Below are 13294 nucleotides of genomic sequence, written 5' to 3'. Positions count from 1 at the left end.
GCTTGCTAAAGAAGAGTTATTGAGCAGACTGGTGAGGAAGAAGATGGAACAGAATGTAAAACAGTATAAATCGTTTATGTCATTTACCAGAAGGGATTTTCTGTACCGGGCGGCGGCCGTTGGCGGCACCGGCTTGCTATTGAATACCATGAACGCCTGGGGCATGGGCATCGCCTCCACCGCGTCGGCGCCGCCGGTGCTGAGCGGCAGCGGCAAGGGCAAGAAGGTGCTGATCCTGGGCGCCGGCCTGGCCGGCATGACCGCCGCCTTTGAGCTGGAGAAGCTGGGCTACAAGGTGCAGATTCTGGAAGCGCGCGCCTTTGCCGGCGGCCGTTGCCAGACGGCGCGCAAGGGTTTCAGCCTGACCGAGTTGGGCGGCGAAAAGCAGACCTGTGCGTTCGACCAGGGTCAGTACATCAATCACGGTCCGTGGCGCATTCCGCTGTTCCACCGTTCGACGCTGCACTACACCAAGCTGTTCGAGGTGCCGCTGGAGGTGATGGTCAACGAAAACGATCACGCCTACGCGTATTCGGAAAACGCCGGACCGCTGGCCGGCAAGCGGGTGCGCATCAAGGAAATTAAGGCCGACATGCGCGGCAACGTGGCTGAGCTGCTGGCCAAGTCGGTCAAGAACCATGCGCTGGACCAGGAGCTGACCGCCGATGATCAGCGCCTGCTGCTGGACTATCTGCAGCACGAGGGCGCGCTGTCGGCCGGCGACCTGAAATACAAGGGCCGCAGCGGCCGTGGCTGGGCCACCAATCCGGGCGCCGGCATGAATCCGGGCGTGGCCACCGATCCGCTGGGCTTCAAGGATCTGCTGGCGTCGAAACTGGGCGCGGTGTACAGCGCGGTGCACGACTTTCCGATGCAGGCGACCATGTTCCAGCCGGTGGGCGGCATGGACGCCATCGCCAAGGCGTTCGAGAAGCGCGTCGGCCGCAACATCCGCTACAAGACCGAGGTGCAGACGCTGCGCCAGAACGCCGAGGGCGTGACCGTCACCTTCAAGGATACCGGCAGCGGCAAGGGCGGCTCGATCAGCGCCGACTACTGCCTGTGCACCATTCCGCTGTCGGTGCTGCGCCGGATCGACACCGATTTCTCGGACCAGTTCAAGCAGGCGGTGGCCTCGGTGGCGTATGCGCCGGTGGGCAAGATCGGCCTGCAGATGAAGCGCCGCTTCTGGGAGGAGGATGACCACATCTACGGCGGCCACAATATGACCGACCTGAAAGGCATCAACACGATCTCGATGCCGTCCTATGGCTTCCAGAAGCAGAAGGGCGTGCTGCTCGGCTATTACCAGTATCAGACGCAGGCGATCGAGGTCAGCGCCTTGTCGCCGAAGGAGCGCGCCGAGTTCGCGCTGGCGGCGGGACAGAAGATCTTCCCGCAGTACACCGAGAACTTCGACAGCGCCTTCTCGGTGGCCTGGCACCGGGTGCAGTACAACCTGGGCGGCTGGGCCGAGTGGACCGAGAAGACCCGCGCCGCCGCCTACCCGACCTTGCTGGAGGGCGAGGGCCGCATTCTGCTGGCCGGCGAGCACCTGAGCTATCTGACCGGCTGGCAGGCCGGCGCCATCGAATCGGCATGGCAGCAGATCGCCAAGATCCATGAGAGGGCCAGCGCATGAAGCACACGTTGATCAAGGCGGCGGCACTGCTGGTGGCGGCGCTGGCGGCGGCGGCGACATCGCCGGTGCGGGCGCAGGAGGCGGCGGGCGACGGCAAGGCGCTGTTCCTGAAAAACTGCGCGGCCTGCCATCAGGCCAGCGGCAAGGGCATCCCCGGCGCCTTCCCGGCGCTGGCCGGCAGCAAGTTCGTGCAGGGCCAGGGCGGCGACGTCGCCAGCGTGCTGCTGAAGGGACGCGGCGGCATGCCGGACTTCAGCGGCTCGCTCAGCGACCGCGATATCGCCAGCGTGCTGACCTTTGTGCGCAGCAGCTGGGGCAACAAGGCCGCCGCGCTGAGTGAGAGCGAGGTCGGCACGCTGCGCACGGCGCTGGGCGTCGAGAGCTTTGGCGATACCGCCATGTCCAACAAGCACTAAACAACATTTAAAAACACCAACAACACCGAGAGAGAGCCAGCATGAAAAAAGTATTCGCAGCCTTGTTGATCAGCGCCGCTTTTGGCAGCGCCGGCGCCGCACCGAAGGGCGACATCGTGCGCCACAAGATTCCCAACTCGGACTTTCCGATCGCGCTGGCGGTGACGATTCCGCCCACCGCCACCATCCATTTCATCAGCGGCCAGGTGCCGGCGGTAGTCAACAAGGAGGTGGCGGGCGACACGATCGCGGCCTTCGGCGACACCAAGACGCAGTCGGAGACGGTGCTCAAAAAGATCAAGGAAATCCTGCAGGGCATGAAGCTGGAGATGTCGGACGTGGTGAAGATGCAGGTGTTCCTGGTCGGCGATCCGGCCAATGGCGGCAAGGCCGACACCAAGGGCTTCATGGAGGCGTACACGCAGTACTTCGGCGGCGCCCAGCCCAACCTGCCGGCGCGCGCCGTGGTGCAGGTGGCGGGGCTGAGCAATCCGGGCTGGCTGGTGGAGATCGAAGTGGTCGCGGCGAAAAAATAATCGGCAGTTGAGGGCTTACTTGGTTTTTCTTTTAAAAAATGGGGATTAAAAATATGCAAAAAGCCACACTCAAGATCGGCGTTGCCGCCGTGTTGTCCACCCTGGCGTTCGGCGCCTGGGCGGAAGATGTCGAACCGGCGGCGGACGCCGCCACGCCCAACGCCGGCGCGGTGATCGTTACCGGCACCCGCACCAGCGGCCTGAAAGTGGAGAACAGCGCCTCGCCGATCCAGGTGCTGGACGCGGCGTCGCTGCAGCGCACCGGCCAGCCGGACCTGATCCAGGCGCTGGCGCAGAATCTGCCGTCGTTCAACGCCCAGGCCTTCGGTGGCGACACCGCCAACCTGACGCTGTCGGCGCGCCTGCGTGGCCTGAGCCCGAACAACACGCTGGTGCTGATCAACGGCAAGCGCCGTCACGGCACCTCGAACCTGGCGGTGCTGGGTGGCCCGTACCAGGGTGGCGCGGCGGCCGACCTGAACTACATTCCGGTGGCGGCCATCGATCATATCGAGGTGCTGCAGGATGGCGCGGCGGCGCAATATGGTTCGGACGCGATCGCCGGCGTGGTCAACATCATCCTCAAATCCAATAACAGTGGCGGCACCGCCGCCGCCACCGGCGGCGGCTACGTGGATGGTGGCGGGCGCACGCTGAGCGGCTCGGCCAACATCGGCGTCGAGCCGTTCGCCGACGCCTATCTGAGCCTGACGGCGGAATCCAAGTACCACGGCTACAGCGACCGCGGCGGCCTCGATCCGCGGGTGGTCAACCCGGCCAATATGGCGGCCTATCCGGGCATGTTCCAGCATCCCGACTATCCGCATGTGAACCACATTTCCGGCGACGCCCAGTATCACCTGAACGTGATGGCGGCCAACTTCGGCTGGGATTTCGCGCCGGACAGCCAGCTGTACGCGATCGCCACCGCCGGCCGCAAGGAGGCGCGCGCGTTCGAGAACTATCGCCTGCCGAGCCGCCTGCCGAAGATCTACCCGACCGGCTTCTCACCGAAAGAGACCATGCGCGAGGAGGATATGGCGCTGACGGTCGGCGTCAAGAGCAAGCTGGGTGGCTGGAACGTCGACCTGAGCTCGACCTATGGCCGCGACAAGTCGCGCATCGGCGTCGCCGATTCGGGCAACGTGTCGCTGTTCAACGATACCGGCTACACGCCGACCGTGTTCAAGGCCGGCGCCTTCATCGCCAGCCAGCTGACCACGACGCTGGAGGCCAGCCAGGAGTTCAATATCGGCTGGGCCAAGCCGCTCAATATCGCCGGCGGCATCGAGCACCGCATCGACAAGTATGAGATCGAGGCCGGCGACGAGGCGTCGCGCTACAAGGAGGGTTCGCAGTCGTATCCGGGCTTCTCGCTGACCGACGCCGGCAGCCATCGCCGCACCAACCAGGCCGCTTACCTCGACTTCGCCGGCAGCCCGGTGCAGGATCTGACGGTCGACCTGGCCGGCCGCTATGAGCACTTCAGCGATTTCGGCAACGCCAAGGTCGGCAAGCTGACCAGCCGTTACGACTTCTCGCCGGCGGCGGCGCTGCGCGGCACCTTCTCCAACGGCTTCCGCGCGCCGACGCTGGCCGAGTCCTACTATTCGGCCACCAACGTCGGCCCGACGTCGGCCTTCGTGCAGCTGGCGCCGAATTCGGCCGGCGCCAAACTGGTGGGCGTCGATGGCCTCAAGCCGGAACGCTCGACCAACATCAGCGTGGGCATGGTGCTCAATCCGGCCGCCAATGTGCAGATGACGCTGGACCTGTACCAGATCAAGATCCGCGACCGCATCGTCGGTTCGGGCGCGCTGTACGGCTCCGGCGGCGGCACCAACTCGCCGGCGGTGATCGCGGCGATCCGCGCCAACGGCAACGTGCTCGATAACACGGTCAGCCAGACCGGCATCAACATCTTCTCGAACGCGGTCAACACCCGCAGCCGCGGGCTGGAGTTCGTCACCACGATCAACAGCAACTACGGCAAGGCCGGCAAGGTGGACTGGTCGATCGCCGCCAACTACAACAAGGTGGAGGTGACCAAGGTCAACCAGGCGCCGGCGCAGCTGCTGCCGCAAACGCTGCTCGACAAAACGGCGATCTCGGACCTGGAGACGGCGTCGCCGAAACTGCGCGCCAACCTGGGCGCGCTGTGGAAGATCGGTAACTGGACCGTCAACCTGCGCGAGGCGATCTACGGCAAGTCGTCGGAGTGGGGCAGCGAGGATGGCTCGGTGTACCACCTGACCGAGATCAAGCCGAAGGCCATCACCGATCTGGAAGTGGGCTACAAGATCAGCAACGCCTGGTCGGTGGCGGTGGGGGCGAACAATCTGTTCAACGTGTATCCGAATGGCGTCAATCCGGCCTTGCTGGCGGACCAGCGCGCGGCCGGCGACAACGCGGCGGTGCACGTGCTGGCGACGTTCTCGCCGTTCGGCATCAATGGCGGCTACTACTACGCGCGCGCCAACTACAAGTTCTAAGCGGGGGCTTGGATCTTTTTGGGCCGCCCTTCGGGGCGGCTTTTTTTTTCAGAATGCCGGCACGCTGTGGTACGTCAGCATGACGCCGTCGGCCGACAGCGCGGCGACGCCGCTGGCAGCGGCGCATAGCCACTGCAACTTCGTGCCGCGCCCGCCGCCGATGTCGAGGGTCTGGAAGACGGCGCCGTTGCGGATGTCCAGCATAAACACAAAGCCATGTTCGGAGCCGATCGCCAGAACACGCGCATCCGCGACCGCGACGCAGCACAGCAGGTTATGGTCCAGATGCGCGATGCGGACGCAGTATTTCAGTTTATCCTCATAGCTGTTGGCGCTGTCGTCCTCCGCTTCCCATTCCGTGCCACTGTCGTCGAGCAGAACGTCGCGGCGGTCCAGGATCGCCAGCGCCTCGCTGTCGCTGGCGCCGATCTCGCGCAGCGCGGCATAATTGACGGAACGGTTGTCGCCAACGCGTCCGAGCGTGGTACGCCCGGACAGCGCGAGGGTCGCCAGGTTGAAATACAGAACCTGCCCACCGCAGCAACTGGCCGCAAGCAACCGCGCGCCAGGTAGCACCGCCAAATCGTAGATCGGCCCGTGAATGTCCGTGGTGATGTCGTGCCGCAGCGTGGTCGGCCCGGAGGCGTCAAAACGGCTGATCTCGCCCTTGCCGTTGCAGATGAACACCTCGCGCTCGCTCGGGAAGACGGCGCCGTAGTAGCTCATATTGGGGCCTTGTAGCTGATGCGCGCAACGCCAGTGGCTGTCGTCGAGGACAAACAGCTGGAAGCAGCGCATGCCGTAGATGGCAAATGCGGTGCCCCGCGGAGAGACTTCGATGCCGAAGGTGTCATCCCGCGGCACCTTGATGACGACCGGAGCGTTGCCGTCGCCGCTCCATATGGTCACTTGGTTGTTGGCGGTCTTGACGAACAGCTGCTCGCCATGCACGGCGATGGCCTGGATGGCCGATTTCGCGTTGAGCAGCCGCCGGCGCTCGAATTCATCGGCAAGCGTGACATGGCGCTGATTGTGCAGGATCACCGTCATGTCCAGTTGTCTCTCGTGGATGCGCGCAGCGTAATCGATCGCGGTGTTCACCGGAACCGCCTGCGTCAGCTGATAGTGCGGCAAGTCGCTGAGTTTGTAGCGCTTTAGCAGGCTGGAGGTGTACCACGGCCGTTGCCGCGTGGCCGAGCGCATGATGACGCGCTGCCCGACCTCGGTCAGCATCTCGGTGATCGACAGGTCATGCCGCAGCAGCAGCTCCGCGAGCTGTTCACAATAGTGGCTGTTTTGCCCTTTGCCATCGCTGGCAATGGCGCCCGATGAGGTCGAGTAGGCGATAACAACATTGGTGGCGTCGAGTGCGGCGCCGAATGTGCTGCGGTCCGCCGCCACATTTTCGGCGAACCGGTTCATATCAAAGCTGTTCCAGTGCGCGAGCGATTCGCGGCACGCGTCCAGCACCAGCAACTTGGGGCCGGCGGCGGCGGTCATTTTGCTCAGAATGTTGAGTAGAGAAACGCCATAGTGCGACAGCGTGGATGGTTGCAGCTCGGCGGGAAAGTCCGCCGGCATCACATAGCCGTTGCCGTTCATTTCCACCCCGTGCCCGGCATAGTAGACCACGCAAAACACCTCTTTGCCCTCCAGCGCCAGGGCCGCGCACCTGGCCTCGAGGGTGTCGAGCGCCGCGAGCAACTGGGGCTGATCCGGATCGGGACACAGCGTGGTGTCGAAGCCGCGCGACGTCAGCGTCTTGGCCATCAGCACGGCGTCGTTGCCGGCGTTTCCAAGCTGGTGGACGGGTTCGTTGTAGTTGGCGATGCCGATGGAAAGCGCGATGCGGTGATTCATGTTGGCGAATTGATGGTGGTGAGGAGCTCTGGCGCACCAGCGCGGCGGCGCTCTGGCGAGCGTCACCGGTTTAAGTGTAGCATGCGGCATCGGGCGGTTTGTCTGGACTGCTGTTACTGTTGATAGAGGGAGAGGCCGGATGTTGAAAAAACTACGCAGGACATTGCTGGCGGCGGCGATCGCGGGCAATGCCGGCGCCGCCGGCGCGGCCGCGCCGATGACCTTGCAGGACTATCTGGCCCTGAACGGGCCGGCGCCGGCGCGCCATGTGGCGTATGGCGCGGCGCCGTCGCAGTTCGCCGAGCTGTTCCTGCCGGCCGGCGCCGGGCCGTTCCCTGTGGCGGTGATCATCCATGGCGGCTGCTGGACCCAGGCGTTCGGCGGCATCGTGCAGATGCGCGCCATGGCCGGCGAGCTGGCGGCGCAGGGCGTGGCGGTGTGGAATGTCGAGTACCGCCGCTATGACGAGCCGGGCGGCGGCTATCCCGGCATGTATCAGGACGTGGCGACCGCGCTGGACCGCCTGCGCGCGCTGGCGCCGGAGCACCGGCTCGATTTGTCGCGGGTGGTGTTGATCGGCCATTCGGCCGGCGGCCATCTGGCGCAGTGGGCCGCCGCGCGCGCCAGGCTGCCGCGCGGCAGTCCCTTGTATGTGGCCGATCCGCTGCCGGTGCCGGTGGTGATCAGCCTGGGCGGGCTGGCCGACCTGCGCCGCGAGCAGGCGCTGATCAAGTCCAGTTGCGAGCGCGACATGGCGCAGCTGGCCGGCGTGGCCAGCGCGGCGCGGCCCGACATTTTCAGCGACACCTCGCCGGCCGAGCTGCTGCCGGCCGGCGTGCGCACGGTGCTGATCCACGGCGAGCATGACGACATCGCGCCGCTGCGCGTGGGCCAGGATTACGCCCGCCGCGCACAGGCGGCCGGCGACGCGGCCGAGGTGTTGGTGTTGCCGGGTGGCAGCCATTACGACGAGGTGGCGCCGGCGTCGCCGTCGTGGTCGATCATCGCGGCGCAGGTGCGCCAGGCGCTCGGCTTGCCACGCTGAGCAACCATCGATTTATTCGATGTGTTAATCAGGAATATTCGAGTTGTTTGCCGGTCCGGCGTCCCTATCTTGGTGCTGTCATCCACCGAGAAGAGGAGCGCTGATCATGCATATCGCCATACAATCGAACGGTCTGGTTCTGACCGAGGGCCTGCGGGCCTATGTCCACCGCCGCCTGAAAACCTCGGTCGGCTGGGCGCTGACGCGCCGGCTGGCGGTCTGGTTGTCCGACATCAACGGCCCGCGCGGCGGCCGCGACAAGCGCTGCAAGATTCAGATCAGCCTTGATCACGGCAAGACCGTGGTGATCGAGAACACCGAGGAGGATTTGTACGTGGCGATCGACCGCGCCGCCGACCGCGCCGACCGTGCGCTGGCGCGCGAGCTGGCCCGCCGCCGCGCCTTCACCCATGAAAAGCTCGATATGGCCGAGCCGCCGGAGCTCAGCGAACCAGCGGCGGACAGCGCTCGGCCGGATACTTGATGGCGTTGAGCGCCATCTTGTCGACGGCGGCGGCGTGCAGGTCGACCTCCAGCCGGTCGGCCAGCTGCACCAGGTAGAGCAGCACGTCGGCCAGCTCGTGGCGCACGGCGGCGCGGCCGGCGTCGCTCAGTTCGTTGCCGGTCGGCAGCCACTGGAAGTGTTCGACCACTTCGGCCACCTCGACCGACAGGGCCATGGCCAGGTTTTTCGGCGTGTGGAAGGGCGCCCAGTCGCGTTCGCGGGCGAACTGGCGCGTGCGGTCGCGCAGGTCGTGCAGGTCGGAAGTATTCATGGCCGCTATGGTAACACCGCTGTTTGCGCGTTTCAGCCCCGCTTTTCGACCGTTGGTCGCATCGACGCCGCGCGCGGCTGGTCGTTTGGCTATAGTGGCCACACTATCACTTCCAGGACTGACCATCATGCGCCGCACCCTGATCGCTCTCGCCACTCTTTCCATCGTCGCCGGTTGCGCCGTCATCGTCGTGCCGGACGGCGGCGACGGCGGCTACCGTTCCAGCTTCAGCGCCAACGCGGTGCAGGGCGATGGCCAGCCGCTGGTCGAGCAGCGCCAGGTGGCCACGCTCGACGGCTTCGAGGTCAACGGCCCGATGCAGGTCGAGGTGCGGGTCGGCCAGCAGACCGCCTTGCAGATCGAGGGCGACAGCAATATCGTGCCGCTGGTGCGCACCGACGCCAGCGGCGGCACGCTGCGGGTGTGGATCGATGGCAGCATCCGCACCAGCCAGCCGCTGCGCGTGCTCTACAGCACGCCGGTGCTGCGCCATCTGAGCGCCAACGGTTCCGGGTCGCTGACGGTCGATGGCCTGAACGGCGCGCCGCTGGAGTTGTCGCTCAACGGTTCGCGCGGCGTGCGCCTGGCCGGCCGGGTGGCGCGGCTGGATGCGCGACTCAACGGTTCCGGCGGCCTGAACGCGTCGGCGCTGGAAAGCGGCAGCGCCAGCGCGCGCCTGAACGGCTCCGGCCGGCTGGACCTGGGCCGCGTCAACGGCGAGGCGCTCAGTCTGGACCTGCGCGGCTCGGGCGGCGCCCAGGCCAGCGGCAACGTGCGCAGCATGACGGTGCGCCTGAACGGCTCCGGCAGCGCCGACCTGGCCGGCCTGACCAGCCAGAGCGCGGACCTGAGCAGCAATGGCTCGGGCGGCATCTCGGCCACCGTCACGCAGTCGCTGGTGGCCTACGCCAACGGCTCGGGCGCGGTGACGGTGTACGGCAATCCGGCCCAGCGCAATCTCAGCGGCAAGCGCGTCACGGTAGTGAACTGACGCGGCCCAGCAGCGCGATCAGCGCGTCGAGCGGCATCGGCCGCGCGTACAGATAGCCTTGCAGGCAGGCGCAGTCGTGGGCCGTCAGGAAGTCGGCCTGGGCGCGCGTCTCGACGCCCTCGGCCACCACCCGCAGCCCGAGGTGGCCGGCCATCGCCAGCATCGATTGCACCAGCGCCCGGCTGTTGGCGTCGTGCGGCGTGTCCTGGATGAAGCTGCGGTCGATCTTCAGCTCGTACAGCGGCATTTTCTTCAGGTAGGCCATGCTGGAGTAGCCGGTGCCGAAGTCGTCGATCGAGAAGCGCAGCCCCAGCGCCGTCAGCTGGTGCATGCGGCCGATGGTGTCGTCCATCTTGTCGATCAGCAGTCCCTCGGTCACCTCCAGCACCAGCAGCCGCGCCGGCGCGCCGGTGTCGGCCAGCACCTGGCGCACCTGGGCGACGAAGTCGGGCTGGCGGAACTGGGTCGGGCTGACGTTGACCGACAGCGGCATCGCCAGCCCGGCCGCCTGCAGCCGCAGCACCGCCGCGCAGGCCTGGCGCAGCGCCCACGCGCCGAGCGCGACGATCAGGCCGGATTCTTCGGCCACCGGGATGAACACGTGCGGCGGCACGCTGGCGCCGTCGGCCCGCGGCCAGCGCATCAGCAGTTCACCGCCGACCGGGCGGCCGGCGCGGTCGACCTGCGGCTGCACGTGCATCTGCAGATGGCCGGCGGCCAGCGCGGCGGCCAGGTCGCGCTCCAGCGTCAGCCGCTGCTCAAGCTCAGCCTGCATTGCGTGCTCGAAGAAGGCGATGCCGTTGCGGCCCTGCGACTTGGCGCGGTACATGGCGGTGTCGGCTTCGCGCAGCAGGTCTTGCGCGCTTTGCGCCGGCGTGCCGGCCTTGGGCAGCAGCGTGACGCCGATGCTGGCGGTGCAGTTGTAGACCTGGCCGCCGATGGCGCAGTCCCGGCCCAGTGCGGCGCGGATTTTCTCGGCCACCGTCAGCGCCGCGCGCGTGGCCTCGCCGGGTCCGGGCGCCAGATGCGCCAGCAGCACCACGAACTCGTCGCCGCCGATGCGGGCGACGGTGTCGGCCTGGCGCATCAGCGCGCCGAGGCGGTTGGCGGCCTGGCACAGCAGCGCGTCGCCGGTGGCGTGGCCGCGGGCGTCGTTGATGGTCTTGAAGCGGTCGAGGTCGATGAACATGACGGCGGCGGCGCCGCCGCTGCGGGCGCAGCCGGCCTGTAATTGGTTGATGCGGTCCATCAGCAGGCGCCGGTTGGGCAGGCCGGTCAGCACGTCGTAGAAGGCCAGCCGGTGGATCGCCTGTTCCGCCTTGCGGCGTTCGGTGATGTCGCGCTCGACCGCCACCCAGTGGGTGTTGACGCCGCCGGCGTCGGCCAGCGGCACCAGTTCGGTCTCGACCCAGTAGGCCTCGCCGCTCTTGCTGTAGTTCAGCAGCTCGGCGCGCACCGTCTGGCGTTGCGCCATCGCCTGGTCGATGGCGTCGATCACGCTTTGCTCGGTGGCGGGGCCGCGCAGCAGGCGCAGGTCGCGCCCCAGCACCTCGGCGCGCGCGTAGCCGCTGCGGCGCTCGAAGGCGTCGTTGACGAAGATGATGTGCTGGCCGGCGCCCGGCGCGACCTCGGCGATCAGCACCATGTCGTTCAGGCGCGCCAGCGCGGCGGCGGTCAGGCGTTGCTCGGCGTTGAGCGCCGACAGCTGGTCGAACGAGCGCTCCAGGTGCTGCAGCAGCACCGCGCACGACAGCGTCAGCACGGCGGTCATGAACATGAAGTTGACCGACAGGATGGCGGCGCGCAGGAAGGCGTAGTCGGGCAGGCCGGGCAACGGCGGCACCGGGTGGTCCTGGTAGCCCAGCACCATCACCGTCAGCCCGGACAGCGCCAGCATCCACAGCGCCGGGCGCAGGCCCAGCAGCAGCGCCGCCAGCACCGGCACCGCCAGCAGGTAGATCTGGCTGACCGGGCCGACCTTGAGCAGCAGCGCCGCGCCGACCAGGTAGGCGACGCTGATGAAGTGCGCCACGCGGGTGGTGTAGGACAGGCGGCGCCAGCGCCAGATGACGCCGATCCAGACCAGCGCCACCAGGTCGATCACGGCGATCGACCACAGGCCCTCGCTGGCGGCCAGCAGCGCGCTGGGCACGGCGGTGAGCAGGCCCAGCACGAACACCACCAGCAGCAGCCGGGCGAAGATTTGCGCGCGCCAGTGGGCGAGGTCGTTGGCGACGGCCATCGGTGGCGGGTGGGGGAGGTGGGGGCGCGGGCGCGGGCGGCTCAGTCGCCGGCCTTGACGTTGCCGATCCCGCTCACCGATTGGTTGACCGTCGGCGGGTGGCCGTAGTAGGTCAGGTTGCCGATGCCCTTGGCCACCGCGTTGAGCAGCACGCTGGCGCGGACGCTGACGTTGCCCAGGCCCTCGAAGTTGACGTCGACCCGCTCGGCCTGCAACTGGCCGGCGTCGACCTCGCCGACGCCCCTGGCGTTCAGGCGCAGGTACTTGACCTTGCCGTCGGCGGCCAGGCGGCCGGCGCCCAGGTAGCCGATGTCGACCCGCTCGCCGCGCAGCTGGTGCAGCACGGTCTCGCCGGCGCCCTCCACCTTGACCCGGCTCAGCGATGGCACGCTGATGGTGATGCGCGGGTCCTTTTGCGTGCCGGTATAGGTTTTTTCCGGCAGCGTGATCCGCAGCTCGTTGTCGACCACCGTGGTCTGCACGGCGGCCAGGAAGCGCTCCTCGCCACTGATGCGCAGCGACTGCGGCCGGCCCACCTCGACCGTCATGGCGAACGCGCCCTTGGCGTGGATGGCGATGAACGGCGCCACCTGGCGCTCGCTGTCGGCGGCGCCGGCGGCGTGGGGGGCGAGCAGGCCGGCGCTCAGGCAGGCGATCAGGCAGATGATCAGGCCGAGCGGCAGGGCGGCGGGGGAGCGGCGCATGGGGATTCCTCGTGGCGATGGCGAATGCTGGGTCACAGCGACAGGAGGATTTTACTGAACTTGCGACGCCGCGCCGACCCTTTTGCGACGAACGGTGGAAATCGGCGCCGCTGTTGCGCGACGGCTACGTCCGCAGCCGGGCGAACAGCCGTTCGACGTCGATTTCCTGGATCAGCAGCGCGCCCTGGTTGGCCTGGATCAGCCGCGGCGCCAGCGCCGCCTCGCCGGCCACCAGCGGCGAGGCGCTCAGGTCGGCGGCGGCGAATGGCTGCACCGAGTGCAGCTCGTCGACCAGCAGGCCGACCAGGGCGTCGCCGTGGCGCACCAGCATCACCTGGCTGTGGTCGCCGACGATGGTGGCCGCGCCGCTCACCAGCAGCGCCAGGTCGAACACCCACACCACCTGCTGGCGTCCGCCCGCCAGCGGCACGTCGAGCATGCCGACGCGCGCGCCGGTGCCGACGGTGCGCTGCACCCGGGCGAACGGCAGCGCCTCCTGGATGTGCGCCGCGCGCAGCGCCATCAGCGTGGCGCCGGCGTGGAACAGCGCGAAGTCGGCGCCGTCACCGGCGCCGCCGCCGCGCTCGATA

The 13294-nt window shown here is 67.4% G+C and carries 12 protein-coding genes; 7 read left to right on the top strand and 5 right to left on the bottom strand.

All coding sequences use genetic code 11. From position 1 onward, the window contains the following. Positions 1-76: 76 nt before the first annotated feature. From GTP44_RS12455 to GTP44_RS12440, 4 genes are read left to right on the top strand one after another with little or no spacing between them, the layout of a single operon-like run. The gene (locus tag GTP44_RS12455) at positions 77-1642 is read left to right on the top strand and encodes a flavin monoamine oxidase family protein (RefSeq protein WP_229256894.1); all 1566 of its coding nucleotides are present in this window, start codon (positions 77-79) and stop codon (positions 1640-1642) included. Next, positions 1639-2058, top strand: a complete 420-nt coding sequence (locus GTP44_RS12450; RefSeq protein WP_161019692.1) for a c-type cytochrome — start codon at positions 1639-1641, stop codon at positions 2056-2058. The genes GTP44_RS12455 and GTP44_RS12450 overlap by 4 nt, the downstream gene beginning before the upstream one ends. A gap of 41 nt (positions 2059-2099) precedes the next feature. Beyond that, positions 2100-2594 carry a RidA family protein gene (locus tag GTP44_RS12445; RefSeq protein WP_160991399.1) on the top strand — a complete coding sequence of 165 codons (495 nt, stop codon included), beginning with the start codon at positions 2100-2102 and terminating at the stop codon, positions 2592-2594. A gap of 53 nt (positions 2595-2647) precedes the next feature. Continuing rightward, positions 2648-5086 (top strand): TonB-dependent receptor plug domain-containing protein, encoded by a 2439-nt coding sequence (locus tag GTP44_RS12440; protein ID WP_160991400.1) that lies wholly within the window; start codon positions 2648-2650, stop codon positions 5084-5086. Between the two features lie 48 nt (positions 5087-5134). On the opposite strand, the gene GTP44_RS12435 is transcribed toward GTP44_RS12440, so the two are convergent. Beyond that, positions 5135-6946 carry a caspase family protein gene (locus tag GTP44_RS12435; RefSeq protein ID WP_161019691.1) on the bottom strand — a complete coding sequence of 604 codons (1812 nt, stop codon included), beginning with the start codon at positions 6944-6946 and terminating at the stop codon, positions 5135-5137. A gap of 139 nt (positions 6947-7085) precedes the next feature. On the opposite strand from GTP44_RS12435, the gene GTP44_RS12430 reads away from it, so the two are divergent. Together GTP44_RS12430 and GTP44_RS12425 are read left to right on the top strand one after the other, a co-directional pair. Then, the gene (locus GTP44_RS12430; RefSeq protein WP_161019690.1) at positions 7086-7991 is read left to right on the top strand and encodes an alpha/beta hydrolase; all 906 of its coding nucleotides are present in this window, start codon (positions 7086-7088) and stop codon (positions 7989-7991) included. 106 nt (positions 7992-8097) lie between these two features. After that, complete coding sequence (locus tag GTP44_RS12425; RefSeq protein WP_160991402.1) at positions 8098-8475, top strand: HPF/RaiA family ribosome-associated protein; 378 nt, start codon at positions 8098-8100, stop codon at positions 8473-8475. Here the strand turns inward: GTP44_RS12425 and GTP44_RS12420 are convergent. Then, positions 8435-8767 carry a nucleotide pyrophosphohydrolase gene (locus tag GTP44_RS12420; protein WP_160991403.1) on the bottom strand — a complete coding sequence of 111 codons (333 nt, stop codon included), beginning with the start codon at positions 8765-8767 and terminating at the stop codon, positions 8435-8437. The genes GTP44_RS12425 and GTP44_RS12420 overlap by 41 nt on opposite strands. A gap of 127 nt (positions 8768-8894) precedes the next feature. Between GTP44_RS12420 and GTP44_RS12415 the strand changes: the two genes are divergently transcribed. Beyond that, positions 8895-9758, top strand: coding sequence for a head GIN domain-containing protein (locus GTP44_RS12415; protein ID WP_161019689.1), 864 nt, complete (start codon positions 8895-8897; stop codon positions 9756-9758). Here GTP44_RS12415 and GTP44_RS12410 read toward each other — a convergent pair. The 3 genes from GTP44_RS12410 to GTP44_RS12400 all read right to left on the bottom strand — a co-directional run. Continuing rightward, the gene (locus tag GTP44_RS12410; RefSeq protein ID WP_161019688.1) at positions 9742-12000 is read right to left on the bottom strand and encodes a putative bifunctional diguanylate cyclase/phosphodiesterase; all 2259 of its coding nucleotides are present in this window, start codon (positions 11998-12000) and stop codon (positions 9742-9744) included. The two genes, GTP44_RS12415 and GTP44_RS12410, sit on opposite strands and share 17 nt — an antisense overlap. Before the next feature lie 41 nt (positions 12001-12041). Beyond that, positions 12042-12704 (bottom strand): GIN domain-containing protein, encoded by a 663-nt coding sequence (locus GTP44_RS12405; protein WP_161019687.1) that lies wholly within the window; start codon positions 12702-12704, stop codon positions 12042-12044. Between the two features lie 124 nt (positions 12705-12828). Further along, a partial coding sequence (locus GTP44_RS12400; RefSeq protein WP_202424065.1) for a chemotaxis protein CheW occupies positions 12829-13294 on the bottom strand: 466 nt, incomplete at its 5' end.

Source organism: Duganella lactea (genome assembly GCF_009857505.1).
Taxonomy (GTDB): Bacteria; Pseudomonadota; Gammaproteobacteria; order Burkholderiales; family Burkholderiaceae_D; genus Rugamonas; species Rugamonas lactea.
This window is presented reverse-complemented; position numbering and strand designations above follow the sequence as displayed.

Coding starts and splice junctions, on each gene's coding strand:
- GTP44_RS12455 (WP_229256894.1), top strand. CDS start 77: ATGTCATTTACCAGAAGGGATTTTCTGTACCGGGCGGCGGCCGTTGGC.
- GTP44_RS12450 (WP_161019692.1), top strand. CDS start 1,639: ATGAAGCACACGTTGATCAAGGCGGCGGCACTGCTGGTGGCGGCGCTG.
- GTP44_RS12445 (WP_160991399.1), top strand. CDS start 2,100: ATGAAAAAAGTATTCGCAGCCTTGTTGATCAGCGCCGCTTTTGGCAGC.
- GTP44_RS12440 (WP_160991400.1), top strand. CDS start 2,648: ATGCAAAAAGCCACACTCAAGATCGGCGTTGCCGCCGTGTTGTCCACC.
- GTP44_RS12435 (WP_161019691.1), bottom strand. CDS start 6,946: ATGAATCACCGCATCGCGCTTTCCATCGGCATCGCCAACTACAACGAA.
- GTP44_RS12430 (WP_161019690.1), top strand. CDS start 7,086: ATGTTGAAAAAACTACGCAGGACATTGCTGGCGGCGGCGATCGCGGGC.
- GTP44_RS12425 (WP_160991402.1), top strand. CDS start 8,098: ATGCATATCGCCATACAATCGAACGGTCTGGTTCTGACCGAGGGCCTG.
- GTP44_RS12420 (WP_160991403.1), bottom strand. CDS start 8,767: ATGAATACTTCCGACCTGCACGACCTGCGCGACCGCACGCGCCAGTTC.
- GTP44_RS12415 (WP_161019689.1), top strand. CDS start 8,895: ATGCGCCGCACCCTGATCGCTCTCGCCACTCTTTCCATCGTCGCCGGT.
- GTP44_RS12410 (WP_161019688.1), bottom strand. CDS start 12,000: ATGGCCGTCGCCAACGACCTCGCCCACTGGCGCGCGCAAATCTTCGCC.
- GTP44_RS12405 (WP_161019687.1), bottom strand. CDS start 12,704: ATGCGCCGCTCCCCCGCCGCCCTGCCGCTCGGCCTGATCATCTGCCTG.